Here is a 15,953-nt window from a genome sequence, read left to right as displayed (position 1 = left end):
GGCGGCCCGGCCTATGTGTACGGGCGCGAGCATGCCGGTCTCGCCGATCCCGTCCGCCCCGGCGGCGGGCACCCGGCCCGCCCGCGCGGACGCGGAGCGGGTACGGGTCGCGGAGCGGGGGGCGGCGCGGAAGGCGGCCAGCGCGGCGGCCTCACCCGGAAGCTCACCGGTGGCCGGGCGGGCGGACCGGGCCGCCGCGTCCAGAGCGGCCGCGAGCCTCTCGGCCTCCGGTTGCGGCCGGCCGTCGGCAGGATCGACCGGTTCACGGCGGAGCAGTCTCTCCGCCGCTTCCTTGTCAAGCCATTCGTACTGCTCGTCGGCCATCACATGTCCTTCTGCGTCCACAGACGCGAATGCGTCACACCGGCGGGCGCCACCAGGCCGGTGCGGGAGGGGCGTTGCGCGGGTACGGCGCCGAGTTCCGCCGTCCGGCCGGCCGCGTTGCCGTGCGGGGTCTGTGCGGGGGCCGGCACGTCGGCCGGGGCGCCGTCGTGCGGACGGCCGTCCTGCCCGTGGTCCGCGGCCGGCAGATCGCCCCCGCCCCCCGGATGGTCCATGCCGTCCGGGCTGTCCGCACCGTCCGCCCGCAGCAGTTCGGCGAGCCGCTTGAGTCCGCGGTGGGCGGCGGTGCGTACCGCACCCGGCCGCTTGCCCAGCGTCAGCGCCGCGCTCTTCGCGTCGAGACCGACCACCACGCGCAGCACCACGGCCTCGGCCTGGTCCTGCGGCAGCTGGGCGATGAGCGACATGGTGCGGCCGGTGGCCAGGGCCTCGATCGCCTCGGCGGCCGTGTCGGACTCGGCCGGCTTCTCGGACAGTTCCGTCTCGTCGCCGCCGACCGCGGGCCGTCTGCCGCGCATCCGCAGATGGTCCAGGGCGCGGTTGCGCGCTATCCGCGCCGCCCAGCCCCGGAACCGGTCCGCGTCACCGCTGAACCGGTCGAGATCGCGCGCTATCTGGAGCCAGGACTCGGACGCCACGTCCTCGGCATCCGGCTCCCCCACCAGCGTCCTTATGTAGCCCAGCAACCGCGGCTGCACAGCGCGGTACACAGTACGGAAGGCGTCCTCGTCCCCGTCCTGCGCCGCGAGCACCGCGGCAGTAAGCCCCGCGTCGTCCCCCAGCACTCCCTCAACCTGCCCTGATGTCCTGAATCGCAGCTGGTCACCACTGCCGCGCCACCCTGCGCGACTCAGCACGCTACGTCCTTCGCGGCCATCACGTCCATGACTTGTACAACCCGCAACATTCCGCGGCCGGGACGCGGTGTGACAGAAAACGCAGTCACGGCGCTGAGATGAGTACGGGGTCGTCCTGCGGCCCCGCGGAAGACGACCGGGGCCTCTCCTGTGGGGGGTGGCGGCTCCGGTCGTCTTTCTGCGTTCTGACCGCCTGAACTGCATTGATGTCACGTTCAGATCACTCGCGTGACCAACCGCGTGACCAACCCGCCGGCCGGTCCGTTCGAGCTTCCCCGAACCAATGCGCTGCGCAGGCCCGGAAGCCGGCTTGCGGGCCCCCTCAACCCGGCGCTTGCCGTACTGGGCCATGGTGCAGCCCGGCGAGTGGTGCCTGACGTTCGCCGAGACCTCCACAGGGTGAGCTGCCCTGAGTTTCCGGTTCAGCTCAGTTATGGAAGCTGGTCGATCATCGACTGGTGCGGGTGACGGAAGCGAGGGGCAGGGCACGGCTGATGCCGAGACGCATAGTTCGCCTGACCGTCACCGCGAGTCTCTCCTCCCAAGCCGCTGTGATCCGCCTCATCGAGGTGACGCTGGCCGGCCCGCGGCCCAGCCCCCTGAACTCCCTGTGTCGCCTGACAGGGGCTCCTTGTCCTGTCAGGCGACACGTGCGTTGCGGGCGCGCGATGATCCCGGCGGGTTCAGGCTGCGTTCGCCTTGGCGGGCCGCTCCTCGCCGTGAGTGGAATCCGGCGCGGAGGCTGTGCGCAGGGTGAGCAGTGACGCGAGTGCGCCGACGGCGGCGAGGGCTGCTGAGCCGAGGAATGCGGCGGAGAACCCGTTGGTGAGCGCACCGGGGTTGCCGAGTTCGCGCGCGCCGTACGCCGCGGACACGGCCGTCATCGCAGCCAGTCCGAGAGCGGAGCCGACCTGGTAGCTGGTGTTGACGATGCCGGAGGCAAGGCCGCCTTCTTCGGGGCGCGCGCTGGACAGTGCGGTACCGAGGGAGGGGATGAACGCCAGCGACATGCCTGCCGCGGCCAGCAGGGAGGCGGGCAGGACATCGACCCAGAAGGTGCCCTCCGCCCGGGCGAAGGACAGCCACAGCATGCCTGCCGCGAGGGCCAGCAGGCCGGTAACGATCAGCGGCTTGGCCCCGAAGCGGGCCAGCAGGCGGGGCGCCAGGACGATCATCATGATCATGATGGCGACCGTCATGGGCAGCAGTGCCGCGCCGGAGGCGAAGGCGCCCAGTCCCAGGACCTGCTGGAGGTAGAGGTTGAGGAAGAACCACATCGGGATCCACGCGGCGGCCATCAGAAGCTGCGCGATGTTCGCTCCGGCCAGGTTGGGGGCCCGCCAGATACCCAGCCGCATCAGCGGCTCGCGGCGCTTGGACTGGACGGCGATGAACGCGGCGATCAGTACCACGCCGGCCAACAGTACGAGCCAGGTCCGGGCTGAGCCCCAGCCGGTTTCGGGGGCGCGGACGATGGCATAGACGGCGGTGGCCAGTCCCGCGGTGACGGTGGCCGCTCCCGCGAAATCGACGGAGCCGCGGCGGACCGGAGCCGAGGGCATGACAGCCGGGGTCGCAGCCAGAACGACCAGGGCGATCGGGATGTTGATGTAGAACACCCAGGGCCAGCTGGCGTACTCGGTGATCACACCGCCGAGGAAGACGCCGGCGGTGCCGCCTGCCGGGGCCGCAGCGCCGTAAAGAGCCAGTGCCTTGGTCAGCTCCTTGGGACGGGCGCCGAAGAGCATCATCAGGAGCGTCAGGGCGGACGGGGCGATCAGCGCGGCGCCGACGCCCTGCAGTGCGCGGCCGGTCAGTTCGACCCAGACCTCAGAGGCGAGGCCGGCGACCAGGGATCCCGCGGCCATCACTGTCCAGCCGGCAACGAAGATCCGCTTGGCGCCGAACAGATCGGACAGCCGGCCGCCGAGCAGGAGAAGCCCGCCAAAGGCAACGACGTAGGCGTTGAACACCCAGGACAGACCCTCCGGGGAGAAGCCCAGGTCAACCTGCATCTTGGGGAGAGCCACACCGATGATGGACGTGTCCATGATCACCGCGAACTGGGCCAGGGCTATGAGTGCGAGCGCCGTCCAGCGGCGCGGACTTGGAGGGGCGGTTGGCGTTGACATAACTGTCTCCTATACCGGAGGGGGGTATATTTCCTCGGGTCAGCAATATACCCCTCTCCGGTATTGCACTGCCCAGGCCTCCGAATCGCCAGCGGCTCTCCCCCCGTCTGGAAAGCAACAGGTCGAGGTCAGCCGTCACGGTCGTAGGCGATCACCACAGAGCGACGTCACGGTGGTGACCTCGCCGCCGTCCTGCAGCAACGAGGGCGACCACGTCACGAAGAACCGGTCCGCCCACGGACTCGCGGCGTACCGTCTGTACGCGCTCACCGCCACAGGTCCCTCCCCGGGCCGTCGCTTTGACACCGCAGATCGCCTCGCCCCACTGGCGGCTGTCAGACGAGCGGTGTAACCCGGGTTGACGGTTACTGTCGGACTGAGGAGAGTCGGCCGTCGAAGGTGATATCGAAGGCGTTCAGGGCGGTCTTCCAGCGCATGGTCCAGCGGGCTTGGCCCTTGCCGGTGGGGTCGAGCGACATGATCGCCGTGTAGACGCACCCGAGGATGTCCCGTCGGCCCTCGGCCGTGACCGCCAGGGCCACGTGTGTGGGCCTGTTGGCGACCGCGCCGTCGCGGATCTTGGTTCTGTCGACGATCTTGTGATCCGGACGGTCGAGGCTCACCGTGTGAGCAGGACGCGTTTGCGAAGGAGATCGAGGCTGGCCCTGCCGAACATCTGGCGTTTCAGCATCTTCAGCCGGTTGATGTTGCCCTCGACGGCACCGGAACTGTGCGGCAGGGACAGCCCGTTGCGGACCGCGTCGAAGTCGCGGCGGAGGTTGCGGGCGAAGCCCGCAAGCGGAGCCAGACTGTCCCGTTCGACGTCGGTGATCCACTCTTCGAGGCGGTCGCCGTGGCGACCGGTCATCATTGCGGCGAACCTCCTGATGTAAAGAGTGAGCCGGTCGAGTTCGGGATCGCGCTCACGCAGCCGGTGCAGCTTGCCGGCGTCCTCGTCCCGCAGGTGCTCGGGGTGGGTCATCATCCAGGAGGTGACCTCGCGGACCGATGGAGGCTTCGGTCCCGGGTCGGGTGCGTGGCCGCGCCCGCTCCGGTAGTGCCGCAGATGCCGCTGAACAGCCAACTCTCCGCCGGGATAGCCAAGTTGCTGGATTTCGCGGTAGAGCTGGGCGGCGTTCCTGACGCCCTCATTCCAGCGCCGGTGCAAGTAGCCGACGTACGGGTCGACAACATGCGCTCGTTGGAGGTTCTTGGCCACGACATCATCGGCGGAGCGGGCGTTGACCAGTTTACGGACCGTGGCCTGGTGCAGCCCGAGCTTCCGGCCGATCGCCGCCTTCGACATCCCCTGCTGCCACAGCTCATGGGCGGCAGCATGCTGCTCACGCAGCCGGATCACGATCTTCAGGTCTTTCGGTGGCTGGACCACTTCGGGCTCCACCTCCGCGTGGTCGGGGCCGGAGGCCGAGCCGGGAGGCGGTTCGGCCAGGCGGAAGCGATGGGCGTTGACCGTCTTCTCGACCGCCTGGCCGAGGTTGGCCCACAGGTGGTAGCGATCCGCGACCTGTTCGGCCTGCGGTGCCCCGACCCGAGCGCCCTCCGCGTAACCGCTGGAACGGTCCCGGCAAATGACCTCCACCTCTGGGTGATCGCGGAGCCAGGCAGCCAGGTCCTCGCCTTCGCGGCCGTCGTAGAGGTGCAGCGGCCGGTGGGTGGCCATGTCGATCAATACCGTGCCGTAGTGGCGGCCCTTGCGGAAGGCGAAGTCGTCGACGCCGAGGATCTCCACCTTGCCGATCTCCGGCTCGGGCAGAGCCCTGACCAGCCGCAACAGCGTGTCCTTTCCTACGGTGAGTCCGACCGCGGACGCCAGTCGGGCTCCTGCCCGGCCGGCCAGGGCCAGCCCGATCTGCGTCAACACCTCGCGCAGCAGCGGGGTATGCCGACTGTGCGGGGTGGTCAGTCCTGAGATCTGTTCGGCGAACGTCACCGCCGTGCAGGCAGGGTTCTCGCAGCGGAAGCGGCGCACGCACAACTCGATCACGACACCGAGCCCGCCCACGGCGACATCACGCAGCCTGCGTACGTACCGACCGTGCACCCGGGCCGAGCTCTGACCGCACCGACAGGAGCCAGTCGTCGCCCGCACCCGCGCTCTCAGAACTACCTGGTCCGGCCGCCGCTCGACCTCCTCGATCAGCAACGCGGACAGGTACGGAAACAGCTCGAGGAGCACATCACGAGAGCACGCGATGCATGATCGCGAACAGGCGGAGCAACGTGCTCAGCCGTCCGGATCACAAGATCGTCGACAGAACCCGGATCTTCACGTGAGTGGCGTCGATGAAGACCACGGGGCAGACGGCGTCCAGGGGCCGGTTCTGCCATTCGGCATGCCCTCGAGAACCTTGTCAGTGATCGTGGAGATGGAGGTGAGCCTGAACCTCGCCGGTGGTCAGACCCTTCGCGAGCGGGATGACCATCTCATCCACGCCGGACAGACGCTTCTGCCGCTTGTTGACAATCTTCGGCTCGAAGGAGCCCGCGCGGTCGCGGGGCACGGTTGTCTCCACCGGGCCGACATCGGTCAGTACGGTCTTGGCTCGGGTGCCGTTGCGTGAGTTGCCGCTGTTCTTCCCAGGAACAGACAGGAACACCTGGAAGCAGGCCGGTTCAGCCGGAAGACGAGAACCTGCACCAGGGCGACGAACCTGCAGGTCAAAGGGTCATATCGACCGAACCCGGCCAGGGGTGGCGGCTCCGGTCGCCTTTCTCCATTCTGGCCCTCTGAACTGCACTGATGGGGCTGGAAGCCGCACCGAAACCGCCGCTGAGGCGCCCGCGCCGCGCGGCCCGGCCGTCGTGGTCGTTGCGCTGATCCACCGGCCGCGTCAACGCGCGAACCGGGCGCCCGGACAGAGGTTCCGTCCGGGCGCCCGGTCCGTAGTGATCAGTGGCGCAGGTTGAGACGGTGCACGCCGCCGTCGACGGTGCCGACGTAGAGCGTGCGGCCGTCGGGGCTCGCGGCCAGTTTGGTGGTGTCGGTGTTCTGCAGGCCGGTTGAGATGTTGTGCCAGCTCAGACCGTGGTCGGTGCTGCGCAGTACGCCCCGGCCGCCTTGGGGGAGGCCGCTGGCCCCGGAGCTGGTGGTGGCCGCGTAGAGCGTGTTCTTGACCCGGAGCAGGTCGGAGACATGGATCGCGAGAGCGCCGGTGTCCGCGGTGCGGAACGTCCGGCCGCCGTCGGTGCTGACGCGGACGCTCTCGCCGCCGATGACGAGACGCCGTCCGTCGAGGTCGATCGCGGTCACCGGGCCGTCGGCGACTTTGGTGACGGTCACCCCGCCGTCGTCCGACCGGTAGAGACCGGAACGGTTGCCGAGCCACAGGCGCAGCGGATCGGCGGGATCGCCCACGATGGTGTCGAAGAAGCCCTCATGGTAGAGGTTCTTCCACGTCGCGCCGCCGTCGCTGGTGGCGAACAGCCCCTCTCCCAGCAGGCTTCGGAAGCTGACCATGACCCGGTTCGGGTCGGCGGGGTGGACCAGGAGCGCCGTCGGCACCTCCGCCGAACTGCCCCTCTCCTCCCAGGTGGCACCGCCGTCGCCGCTGCGCTCGACGGTGAATGAGCCGAACGCGGTGCGCCGCACCTTCCAGATCACCTTCGGATCCTTGGCCGACACGGCGAGTTGCGGAACGGTGACGCCCCTCATGCCCTCGCCGCGCGACTGGCCCCACTCCGGGCTCGCGACGGGAAGGGCGGTGCGGTAGACCGCGCTGTCGGTGGCGGCGAGGAGATGGCCGTCACTGACCGCGAGATCCTTGACGGTCAGTCCCTGGACGCCGATCCGCCGATATCCGGTGCCGTCCGCGGCACCCCGGTAGAGACCGTCCTGCTCGCTGGAGACGGTGACGGAACCGTCGGCCCAACGGTCGTAGTCCACCGGTAGCGCTGCGCGCGACGGCGCGGCGACCGTGGTCCACGTCTGCCCGTGGTCGCGGCTGAGACGGCCTCTGCCGGACAGCGTGCTCAGGTACAGGTGGTCACCCGAGATGGTCAGGCGGAGGCCGCCGTCCGTCATGGACAACAGGGTGGTCCAGGTCTCCCCGCCGTCACGGGAACCGACAACTCCCCGGCCCGGGACATACACCGCCACGACCGAGGAGTCGGCGGCCAGCCCGCTGACGGCCCCGCCGGACGGGGCGAAGAGCAGGCGCGCCTCGCCGGGGTCGCCCGAGCCGATGCCGGAGCGGGCCCAGACGCCGTGATACGTCGTCATATAGAGGGTGTCACCGGTGACGGCGGCGGCGATGATGCCGCCGGTGACGCCGGTCGGATACGTCGTCCAGTGGTCACCCGCGTCCGTGCTGACCAGCAGCGCGTCCGAGGTGACCGCGACCAGGGTGCGGGTGCGCTCATCGGCGACGAGCGCCGCGATGCGGGTGTCCGGGACGTCGAGCGTGCGCCAGGTACGCCCGTTGTCGTCGGTGCGCAGGACGGCGCCCCGGCGACTGCCGTCGTGAACGCTGTTCACGGCGTACCACCAGCGGTCGGGATTCTTCGCGTCGACCACGAGCGGACCCGTGCCGTCCGCGACGGGCAGTCGTCCCAACTGGCGCCAGGAGGCGCCGTTGTCGGTGGTCAGCCAGGGAGCCGCCTTCTGGTACTGGGTGAGGACGGCCTGCCGCGGCCGGCTCGGCGAGAGGGCGACGGAACCGGCCTCGCTGTTGGGGCCGACCGGCTCCCAGCGGTCCTCGCGGCTGTCGACCGGGGTGACCTCGAAGGCACTGGCGCCGGTGAGCAGTTGCCCGGTGGCGGCGGTGCCGCGTACCGAGACCCGGTAGGCGCCGGCCACGCTGCCGGTCACCTGGGCCCGGTAGTAGCCGCTGGCCGGATCGAGCGTGGAAGTGACGTCGACGGCCTTGCCGCGGGGCGGGGTGACGGTGACGACCGGCGGTGTGGCCAGCCGGGTCGGCGGGGCGATGTGCACGGTCGAGTGACCGTCGCTCGGGTCGGGTGCGGCCTGGACGGCCAGATGACGGACGGCGAGCAGGTAGGGCACCCCGATCGCCGGTCCCCGGTCGGGAGTCGCCGTGAGACGGCCGCTGATCTCTTTGTCGGCCGCCGGTCGGGCGACGCGCAGCGAGACCGTGACGGTCGCGGTCCCCCTGGCCGGCACGGTGACCCGCTTCGCCGAGACCGTGGCCGGACCGTCGGTCCGCAGCGAGGTCGTGACCGGCCGCTTGCCGGAGTTGCGCAGCGTCACCTTCGCGGTGCCGCCGACCTGACGCCGGGACAGATCGGCGAGCCCGAACGACACCGACGCCGGTGAGGCGCTGACCGTGGCCGAGGCGGCCGCGGCCACATCGAGCCGGCCCGAGCCCTGCGTCGTGGGCCCGCTGCCGCTCAGCGGTTTCGCGGTGCCGACCAGCGCGGCCTTGATCTCGGCAGGCGTCCGGCCGGGACGCAGTTGGCGCAGCAGGGCCGCAGCGCCGGCGACATGAGGGGCCGCCATCGATGTGCCCGACATGCGGTACTGGCCGGGCCCGTACAGCGACTTGGGTATCGTGGAGCGGATCTCCACACCCGGCGCGACCAGATCGGGCTTCAGCCCGAAGCCCTGTGTGGGACCGCGTGAGGAGAACGAGGCGATCCGGTCGGTGGTGTCGGTGCCACGCAGCGTCACCGACACCTTTCCGGCGGCGAGCCGGGCGCTCAACTCCGTGTACTGGGTCGAGTCGATGCCCATGACCACCAGGTGGTCCATGCGCAGCGAGTCGCCGGAGGCGTCGATCCGCGCGGACGAGGACGGCACCTGGGCCACTCCCGGCTCAGGGCTCACCTCCGGCGGCCGGACCTCTCCCGGCGCTCCGGCGACGAACACCGGGCCGCTGTTGGAGGGCAGGCCGGCCAGCACGGCGATCGCGCCGCGCTTCTCCGCCTCCTTCGCCCATTCCACGGCGCTCGCCGTCAGGTACCGGGTGTCGGCGGCGATGAGCATCTCGGCCCGTACGATCTTTCCGCGTACGTCGCCGACCCGCTTCCAGTCCTCGGCGGTGCCCTGGCCGACATCGACGAGCGGCGCCGTGACGGGGTGCCCCGGCGGGTTCGCGGACAGGATGCCGCGGTAGGTCTGGATCAACTCGGGTTTCTTGCCGGCCAGATAGGCGCTGGGCAGCCGCAGACCGCTGGTCGACGCGCCGACCGCGACGACGCCGTCGGCCGTTGCGGGGCTGCTGACCGTACCCGTGCCGGGTCCGTCGTTGCCGGCCGCGGCCACCACGACCACACCGGCTCGCACGGCCGCTGTCGCGGCGCGGCCCAGCGGGTCGGTGCCGTCGCCGGGGCCGCCGAGGCTCATGTTGATGACATCGGCGCGGTGCGGGTTGGCCGGGTCGGAGGCCGCCTCGACACCGGCGATGATGTCCGACGTGTAGCCGGAGCCGTCGGCGTCCATCACCTTGTAGGCCAGCAGATTCGCGCCGGGCGCCACGCCGGTGACGCCGCCCTTCTCGGCCGCCCTGCCCGCGATGATGCCGGCGACGTGGGTGCCGTGGCCGTTGTCGTCCATCGGGTCCTCGTCACCGTTGACGAAGTCGTGCCCGCCGACGACCTTGTGCCCCTTGCCGAGCCCGCCGCCCAGGTCGGGGTGGGTGTAGTCCACGCCGCTGTCCAGGATCGCGACGGTGGTCCCCTTGCCGGTGACGCGGCTTCCGGCCGGGTCTCTGCGCTGCCAGACGCCGGGTGCGCCGATCAGCGGCACGCTGACGTCCGTCTTCGTCAGCACCCGGGTGTCGGGGCGGACGGCGGTGACGCCCGGCAGCGAGGACAGCCGCCCCACCTCGGACGCGGGCACCGTCATGGCCACGGCATCGATGAGCAGACCCAGTTTGCGGGTCGCCGAAGGGTGCAGCCCGGCGCTCTTCGCCGAGCCGAGGAACGTCTCCTGCCGCGCGTCGAGCGCGCGGCGGGCGGCGCCGACGCCGCGGGCGGCCTCGGCGGACAGCAACGATCCACCGGGCGCGGCGGTGACCGCTGGGTTCCCGGACAGTTCGACGAGTACTCGTTGCGACGGGTCGGGCGTGGACGCGGTGGCGGCACCCGGTGTCACCGCCAACGTGCCGGCGAGAACAACGGCGGCGAGGGCGGCGTGACGCGATCTTCGTGACTTCATTGCCATGCGTAAAGGTCCTAGTGGTGAGGGCACTTGCCGCACAACTGATCTCCGTGGCCCATTGCTGCCGCTGGCACAAATGGGCCACCATCCGTCCATGACTCCCAAGACACCGCAACTCACGGCGGCAGGCATCGATCCGTTCGACGAGAGCGTCTACCGGGCCGTCCTGACCCGGCGGACGGCGGCGCCTGCCGAACTCACCGCGGACCTCGACTGTTCGGCCGAGCGCGCCGCCAGGGCACTGGACCGGCTCCGCGACCACGGGCTGGTCGGCCGGCTCGCCGGCTCCCGCCGCCGGTACGCCGCGATCGAGCCGGGCGCCGCCGTCGAGGCGCTGGTGCGGGCCAGAAGCAATGAGCTGGAGCGGGTCCGTTCGGCGGCCGACGAGCTGTCCCGGCTGTTCGCCGCCGCGCGCACCGGCGCGACCTACGAGGACGAGGTGGAGATCACCACCGGCAGCGAGGCGCTCGGCCGCTGGTTCGTCCGCCTTCAGCAGGAGGCCCACGAGGACGTGATGACCCTGGACCGGCCGCCGTACGCCCTGACCACCTCCAACCCGGTGGAGGCGACGGCGCTCGGCCGGGGCGTACGGTACCGCGCGGTCTACGCCCCCGAGGCCCTGGAATGGCCGGGCGTCCTCGACGACATCCGCGAGCTGGTCCGGCACGGCGAACAGGCCCGCGTCCTGCCCGGCCTGGGCATCAAACTCGCCATCGCCGACCGCAAGCTCGCCCTGATGCCGCTCTCCCTCGACCTCAACGACGTCCGCGCCGCGGTGATCCGCCCGTCCACCCTGCTCGACGCCCTCACCGGCTACTGGGAAATGTGCTGGCAGCAGGCCCTGCCCCTCAACGCTCCCGCCGAGGACCCCCTCGGCGAGGAGGACCGACTCGTCCTCACCCTCCTGGTCAGCGGCCTCAAGGACGAGGCGATAGCCCGCCAGCTCGGCTGGTCCGTCCGCACCATGCGCCGCCGCATCAGCCGCCTGCACGACCTCCTCGGCGCCGCCAACCGCTTCCAGGCCGGAGTGATCGCGGCCCGCCGCGGCTGGTTGTGAGACAGCGCGCCGGCGCCGTCGTCCAGCTGGTCAGGCGCTTCCGATACCCGGCCCAGCGGCCTTTGACCGGGCCGTCCCGCCAGTGACGGATCTTGTCCGTGACTGCTCGTCAGGCCGCCTTGCGCCCTCGGCCAACGCTGCTGCCGAGTGGTGCGACGCTTCAAGAACCCGGGTTCTCTTTCATCCGGCGGCACCAATCGTGCGGCTCGAAGGGGGTCTACTCTCCGTTTCGGCGATCGGCCCCGAACGGGGCTGCCCGGAAAGGCCACGATGTTCGAGGAGCTCCACCACCGCGCTGTCGTCGCCGACGCTCACAACGATCTGTTGTGTGCGGTCGCCGCCCGGCCCCCGAAGCGCTGGGGCTCCTTCTTCAGGGAGCGCTGGCTGCCTCAACTGCGTTCGGGCGGAATCGACTTGCAGGTACTGCCCGTGTTCATCGACGCGCCGTACCAGCCCGAGGGCGCGCTGCGGCAGACCCTGCGGATGATCGAGTGCGCCCACGTCCTGGCCGAGGAGAACGCCGATCAGGTCGCACTGTGCCTCACCGGCGCGGACATCGACGCCGCCCTCGCCCAGGACAAGATCGCTCTCGTGCTCGCGCTCGAAAGCGCCCCCGGCGTCGACGCCTCCACCGAGCTCTTCTCGACCATGCACCGCCTCGGCGTACGCATGGCCTCCATCGCCCACTGGGGCCGCACCCCGCTCGCCGACGGCAGCCGGGAGGACGCCACGGGCAGCCGCCTCACCGCCCCCGGTGTCGAGGCCGTACGCGAGATGGAACGCCTCGGGATTCTCTTCGACATCTCCCACCTCGGCCAGAGCGGCGTCTCGCACGTCCTGGAGCTGGCCACCCGCCCCGTGATCGCCTCCCACTCCTGCGCTCGCGCCCTGCGCGACCACCACCGCAATCTGACCGACGAGCAGATCCGCGGTGTGGCGGCGACCGGGGGGCTGGTCTCGGTGGCGTTCGTACCCGACTTCCTCACCGACACCCAGGACAAGGTCCACGTCGACAGGATCGTCGATCACATCGAGCACATCGTCTCCGTGGCCGGCGTCGACCATGTCGGCATCGGCGCCGACTTCGTCCGCGAGGTCATCGCCGACACCACCCCGCCCTGCTGCGAGGAGTTCGCGGACGCCGACGACCCCTCTTTCACCTTCCCCGAGATGGAAGCCCCGGCCGACCTGCCCCGGCTGACCGAGGCCCTGCTCGCCCGCGGGTTGCCCGAGAGCGACATCCTCAAGATCGTCGGTGGCAATCTGCGCGCACTCCTCGGCGCGTACATCTGAACCGCCGGCGGTTGGTAGGGGCGGCTGAAGCGCGGACACCGATCCTGCCCGGATCGACATATCGCCGCGCGGGACGTTCCGAGACCCTGGGGGAATGACACCGGAAACCCTGCTGATCGCCGATATCGAACGACTCGTCCGCTGCGAGTCGCCGTCCGAGGACCTGGAAGCGGTCGCCCGCAGTGCGGAGGTGGTCGCGGCGGTGGGAGCCGCGCGGATGGGGGCGGAGCCCGAGCGGATCGTCATCAACGGCCGGACCCATCTGCGCTGGCGCTTCGGCGACCGGCCCAGGGTGCTGGTACTCGGCCACCACGACACGGTGTGGCCGACCGGCACGCTGGAGCGGCTCCCGTACGGGATCCGGGACGGTGTTCTGCGCGGGCCCGGCTGCTTCGACATGAAGGCCGGGCTGGCGATGGCCTTCCACGCGGTGGCCGCGCTGGACGACAACGCGGGCGTGAGCGTGCTGGTCACCGGTGACGAGGAGCCGGGGTCGCCGACCTCGCGTGAGCTCATCGAGGACGAGGCACGCGGGTGCGACGCCGTGCTGGTGCTGGAAGCCGCGGGCCCCGGTGGGGCGCTGAAGACCGAGCGCAAGGGCGTGTCCCGCTACGAGGTCCGTATCACCGGGCGGGCGGCCCATGCCGGGCTCGACCCGGAGAAAGGGGTGAACGCGGCCCTGGAATCGGCCCATCAGATCCTGGCCGTGGCCGCGCTGAGCGGCGGAGGCACCACCGTGACCCCGACCACGGCCAGGGCGGGCACCACGGTGAACACGGTTCCGGAAAGCGCCGTCTTCTCGGTGGACGTACGGACGTGGACCCAGGAGGAGCAGGACCGGGTCCACGGCGCCATGCTCGCTCTGCGGCCGCACCTCGACGGCGCCGAGGTGGAGGTGCGGGGCGGCCCCAACCGCCCGCCCCTCCAAGCCGAGGCGTCCAAGGACCTGTTCGAGCTGGCCTGCCGGCTCTCGGCCGAGCCGCTCGCGTCCACGGCGGTCGGCGGCGCCTCCGACGGCAATCTGACCGCGGGCATCGGCATCCCCACCCTGGACGGACTGGGCGCGGTGGGCGGTGGAGCCCACGCCGATGACGAGCACCTCCTCGTCGCAGAACTGCCTGTACGCACACGACTGTTGACGGACCTCCTGCATTGTCTGCTCGGACGAAATCAGGGCGCCCGTTCCGTCCAGACGGACCAGCTGCCCACAACGAGCAACTGAAAGCATGATCAGCGTGATTGAAGACATCCGTCTCCTGGAGAGCGTCAGCGACCTGGAGGCCGTACGGCGCCTGTACGAGCGCATCTGGCGCACCGGGGCGAACAACCCACCGGTGACCGCCGACTTTCTGCGCGCACTGGCCAAGGCCGGCGGTTATGTGAGCGGGGCCTACGAGGGCGACGAACTGGTCGGCGCCTGCTTCGGCTTCTTCGCCCCGCCCGCCCGCGAGGCCCTGCACAGCCATATAGCCGGGGTGCTCGCACAGGCGCAGGGCCGCAATGTGGGCTTCGCCCTGAAGCTCCATCAGCGGGACTGGGCCCTGGCGCGGGGCGCCGCCGAGATCTCGTGGACCTACGACCCGCTGATCCGGCGGAACGCCTACTTCAACCTGGTCAAGCTCGGCGCCGAACCGACCGAGTACCTGCCGGACTTCTACGGCCCGATGGACGACGACGTCAACCGGAGCGATCCCACGGACCGGCTCTTCGTCCAATGGCGCCTGGCCTCCCCGGAGGTCGAGGCCGCCTGCGCGGGCACGCCCCGGGCCGCGGCGCCCGCCGCAGCCGCCGCGGCGCCGCTGCTCGACATCGGTCCGCAGGGGCGTCCGTGCGCACGGCAGACCTCGTCGCAGCTCGTCAGGGTCGCCGTCCCCGACGACATCGAGACCCTCCGCGGACAGGACCCCGCCCTGGCCGCCGAGTGGCGGACAGCGCTCAGGGAGGTCCTCGGCGGGCTGCTGGGGGACGGCGGAAGGATCACCGGTTTCGGCCGGACCGGCTGGTACATCGTGGAGAGAGCAGCATGAAGATCACCGGAGTCGAGCTCCGCACCGTGGCGATGCCGCTCGTCGCGCCGTTCCGTACGAGTTTTGGGACCGAGACGGTCCGTGAGGCCGTCCTGCTGCGGGCGGTGACCGACGAAGCGGAAGGCTGGGGCGAGTGCTGCGCGGGTACCGCCCCCCTGTACTCCTCCGAGTACACGCAGGGCGCGGCGGACGTCCTGACCCGCTATCTGATCCCGGCCGTCAAGGGCGTCGGCGGCGCACACCAGGTGGGGCCCGCCCTGGCCGCGTTCAAGGGCCACCGTACGGCCAAGGCAGCCCTGGAGATGGCGGTCCTGGACGCCGAACTCAGGGCACGCGACCAGCCGTTGAGCCAGGCCTTCGGCGCCACCCGTACCCATGTCCCCTGCGGTGTCTCGGTGGGCATCACCGACACGGTCCCCGAGCTCCTGGACCTCGTGGCGGAATACCTCGCAGCGGGCTACCAGCGAATCAAGCTGAAGATCGAACCGGGCTGGGACATCGAGCCGGTCGCGGCGGTGCGCGCGCGCTTCGGCGACATCCCGCTCCAGGTCGACGCGAACGCCGCGTACCGGCTCGACCAGGCCAGGCACCTGGCCCGGCTCGACACCTTCGACCTGACCCTGCTGGAGCAGCCGCTGGCCGAGGACGACCTCCTGGGCCATGCGGAGCTGGCGAAACGCCTCACGACGCCCATCTGCCTGGACGAGTCGATCGTCGACGCGCGCGCCGCCGCCGCCGCGATCAATCTGAAGGCGTGCGGAATCGTGAACATCAAACCCGGCCGCGTCGGCGGCTACCTGGAGGCCAAGCGCATCCACGACGTCTGTGTCGCCAACGACGTCCCGGTCTGGTGCGGCGGCATGCTGGAGACCGGCCTGGGCCGGGCGGCGAATGTCGCGCTGGCGGCGCTGCCCGGGTTCCAGCTGCCCGGCGACACCTCCGCCTCCGACCGGTACTACACCACCGACATCACCGAGCCGTTCAGGCTGACGGAGGGGCGGCTGCGGGTTCCGACAGGACCTGGCCTGGGTGTGACCCCGATCCCCGAGCTCTTGCAGGCGGTGACGGTCAGCACCCGGTGGATACCCGTATGACCGGACCCGACGC

Annotated in this window: 9 protein-coding genes and 3 pseudogenes; 5 read left to right on the top strand and 7 right to left on the bottom strand. The window is 70.6% G+C overall.

Features of this window, described 5'->3' with window-relative positions:
- The 7 genes and pseudogenes from J1C73_RS25905 to J1C73_RS25875 form a co-directional block, all read right to left on the bottom strand.
- Positions 1–324 (bottom strand): annotated as a pseudogene (locus tag J1C73_RS25905) (hypothetical protein); the annotation flags it as partial.
- A complete protein-coding gene (locus J1C73_RS25900; RefSeq protein WP_207318511.1) occupies positions 324–1,127 on the bottom strand; it encodes an RNA polymerase sigma factor in 804 nt (267 codons plus the stop codon). The pseudogene J1C73_RS25905 and the gene J1C73_RS25900, both read right to left, overlap by 1 nt.
- A 755-nt stretch (positions 1,128–1,882) precedes the next feature.
- Positions 1,883–3,331 (bottom strand): MFS transporter, encoded by a 1,449-nt coding sequence (locus tag J1C73_RS25895; RefSeq protein WP_207318510.1) that lies wholly within the window; start codon positions 3,329–3,331, stop codon positions 1,883–1,885.
- Between the two features lie 365 nt (positions 3,332–3,696).
- Positions 3,697–3,912, bottom strand: a pseudogene (locus J1C73_RS36250) (transposase); the annotation flags it as partial.
- Positions 3,913–3,950: 38 nt separating this feature from the next.
- On the bottom strand, positions 3,951–5,441 hold the full coding sequence (locus tag J1C73_RS25885; protein WP_443732226.1) for an ISL3 family transposase: 1,491 nt from the start codon (positions 5,439–5,441) through the stop codon (positions 3,951–3,953).
- A 169-nt stretch (positions 5,442–5,610) separates the two neighbouring features.
- Positions 5,611–5,931, bottom strand: a pseudogene (locus J1C73_RS25880) (transposase); the annotation flags it as partial.
- A gap of 311 nt (positions 5,932–6,242) precedes the next feature.
- Entirely contained in the window at positions 6,243–10,472 is a 4,230-nt protein-coding gene (locus J1C73_RS25875) for a S8 family serine peptidase (RefSeq protein WP_207318508.1), read from the bottom strand.
- 91 nt (positions 10,473–10,563) lie between these two features.
- On the opposite strand from J1C73_RS25875, the gene J1C73_RS25870 reads away from it, so the two are divergent.
- The 5 genes from J1C73_RS25870 (at position 10,564) to menC (ending at position 15,940) form a co-directional block, all read left to right on the top strand.
- On the top strand, positions 10,564–11,526 hold the full coding sequence (locus J1C73_RS25870) for a helix-turn-helix domain-containing protein (RefSeq protein ID WP_242644705.1): 963 nt from the start codon (positions 10,564–10,566) through the stop codon (positions 11,524–11,526).
- 270 nt (positions 11,527–11,796) lie between these two features.
- Positions 11,797–12,819 (top strand): dipeptidase, encoded by a 1,023-nt coding sequence (locus J1C73_RS25865; RefSeq protein ID WP_207318506.1) that lies wholly within the window; start codon positions 11,797–11,799, stop codon positions 12,817–12,819.
- A gap of 94 nt (positions 12,820–12,913) precedes the next feature.
- Positions 12,914–14,041: a M20 family metallopeptidase gene (locus J1C73_RS25860; RefSeq protein ID WP_207318505.1), complete on the top strand. Its 1,128-nt coding sequence runs from the start codon at positions 12,914–12,916 to the stop codon at positions 14,039–14,041.
- 4 nt (positions 14,042–14,045) lie between these two features.
- Positions 14,046–14,846, top strand: coding sequence for a GNAT family N-acetyltransferase (locus J1C73_RS25855; protein WP_242644704.1), 801 nt, complete (start codon positions 14,046–14,048; stop codon positions 14,844–14,846).
- Entirely contained in the window at positions 14,843–15,940 is a 1,098-nt protein-coding gene (gene menC / locus J1C73_RS25850; RefSeq protein ID WP_207318504.1) for an o-succinylbenzoate synthase, read from the top strand. The genes J1C73_RS25855 and menC overlap by 4 nt, the downstream gene beginning before the upstream one ends.
- Positions 15,941–15,953: the final 13 nt, after the last annotated feature.

The sequence above is a fragment of the Streptomyces laculatispora genome (genome assembly GCF_017353455.1).
Taxonomy (GTDB): Bacteria; Actinomycetota; Actinomycetes; order Streptomycetales; family Streptomycetaceae; genus Streptomyces; species Streptomyces laculatispora.
Note: the sequence above shows the minus strand (reverse complement) of the source record. Positions and strands in the feature narration are given on the sequence as shown.

Coding starts and splice junctions, on each gene's coding strand:
- J1C73_RS25895 (WP_207318510.1), bottom strand. CDS start 3,331: ATGTCAACGCCAACCGCCCCTCCAAGTCCGCGCCGCTGGACGGCGCTC.
- J1C73_RS25875 (WP_207318508.1), bottom strand. CDS start 10,472: ATGGCAATGAAGTCACGAAGATCGCGTCACGCCGCCCTCGCCGCCGTT.
- J1C73_RS25870 (WP_242644705.1), top strand. CDS start 10,564: ATGACTCCCAAGACACCGCAACTCACGGCGGCAGGCATCGATCCGTTC.
- J1C73_RS25865 (WP_207318506.1), top strand. CDS start 11,797: ATGTTCGAGGAGCTCCACCACCGCGCTGTCGTCGCCGACGCTCACAAC.
- J1C73_RS25860 (WP_207318505.1), top strand. CDS start 12,914: ATGACACCGGAAACCCTGCTGATCGCCGATATCGAACGACTCGTCCGC.
- J1C73_RS25855 (WP_242644704.1), top strand. CDS start 14,046: ATGATCAGCGTGATTGAAGACATCCGTCTCCTGGAGAGCGTCAGCGAC.
- menC (WP_207318504.1), top strand. CDS start 14,843: ATGAAGATCACCGGAGTCGAGCTCCGCACCGTGGCGATGCCGCTCGTC.